The sequence below is a fragment of the Flavobacterium sp. Arc2 genome, assembly GCF_041431385.1.
GTDB lineage: Bacteria > Bacteroidota > Bacteroidia > Flavobacteriales > Flavobacteriaceae > Flavobacterium.
Genome location: NZ_JASMRH010000068.1, coordinates 1 through 1,235 on the forward strand (window position 1 = coordinate 1; position 1,235 = coordinate 1,235).

At 33.0% G+C, this 1,235-nt stretch carries 2 protein-coding genes; one reads left to right on the forward strand and one right to left on the reverse strand.

Annotated features, from left to right (window positions below; translation table 11 throughout):
- Window positions 1–33: 33 nt before the first annotated feature.
- Entirely contained in the window at window positions 34–447 is a 414-nt protein-coding gene (locus tag QO182_RS19475; protein WP_371563735.1) for an Arm DNA-binding domain-containing protein, read from the reverse strand.
- A 456-nt stretch (window positions 448–903) separates the two neighbouring features.
- On the opposite strand from QO182_RS19475, the gene QO182_RS19480 reads away from it, so the two are divergent.
- Window positions 904–1,200: a hypothetical protein gene (locus QO182_RS19480; RefSeq protein WP_371563737.1), complete on the forward strand. Its 297-nt coding sequence runs from the start codon at window positions 904–906 to the stop codon at window positions 1,198–1,200.
- Window positions 1,201–1,235: the final 35 nt, after the last annotated feature.

Below are 1,235 nucleotides of genomic sequence, written 5' to 3' on the forward strand. Positions count from 1 at the left end.
GGGGTTCGGAAAATCGACTTTTTCTTGTTCAGATTATCTAACCTTTTTGGATAATCCCCAACTTTTGCGCTTGATCCCCAATTCCTTGATTTTGCGATTGTGTTCTTGGAAGATGGGAATTAACATTCGTTCTCGTTCTTTTTTGCCCTGAAACTCATTTTTGAAGGTTTCAAAGGTAATGGGGATGTCTTTTTTGATTAAATTTTTTTCAATATTTAATATCTTAGATTTTAATTGATCAAGATGTCCATTTAATGAACGTGCTTCTTCTGAAGTTCCTTTCATTTTAGACATTTCAGAATGCCATTTTTCGGGATCAACAAACTTACCAGTACTGTTGTCTAATCGTTGGCGATTGATCGTGATTCTTTGAAAAATTGGGACTAGCCCTTGGGCGTTGACTTTTGCTCTTTTTACATAAAAAAGAATTGAAATTGGTGCATCCATGATTTGGTAACCTTTAAGTTAATAGAAATTTAAAAATTCCATCAACACAAAACAAGATGTTCATATACTGAACTCCTTATCTTATAAGGGTTTCCAAAGGTAGGGGCACAATACATTTCATTTTACAATGTGCCCCTCGATGTGCCCCTTTTAGTATGAGAAACCATGAATAATTTGGATAGGTCGCAAAATGAAAAACCCTCTAAATCATACGATTTAAAGGGTTTTAGTTGGTATTTTGAAATAACCAGCGGAGAAAGAGGAACTAGCGCCTACCTTTTCTATACATATCAAAACATACCAAAACAGCTGTTAAGTATTGACAAATAAGGGTTTTTTGATATTTTGCAGTTAAGTAAAAACAAGCTAATTATGTATAAATCAAGTCAATGTGGGGATTATGTGGGGATAATTTATTATCTTTAAAGTATTGAAAAACCTAATAGTTCCGTACCAATGGCAACAATAAACTACTTGATTAAAGGCGAAAAAAACGCAACAAACATTCTTTTACGTTTTAAAAATGGCAGAAAATGCGATTTAACAGCAACAACAGATTTAAAGGTAGAGCCTAAAAGATGGAGTGCAGCAAAGCAAAAAGTCAAACTTACTGCTGATGATTCTACTAAGGATAAAGTCAATAATAAATTGATAGAATTAGAAAAATTTATATTTGATGAATTTAATTCTGATAACAGTAAAGGAGAACTGATTGCAAATTCCAGTGATATTGACCACCCAATTCCAATTTAAAGTGACCACCTGATTCCAATTCAAAATGACCACCT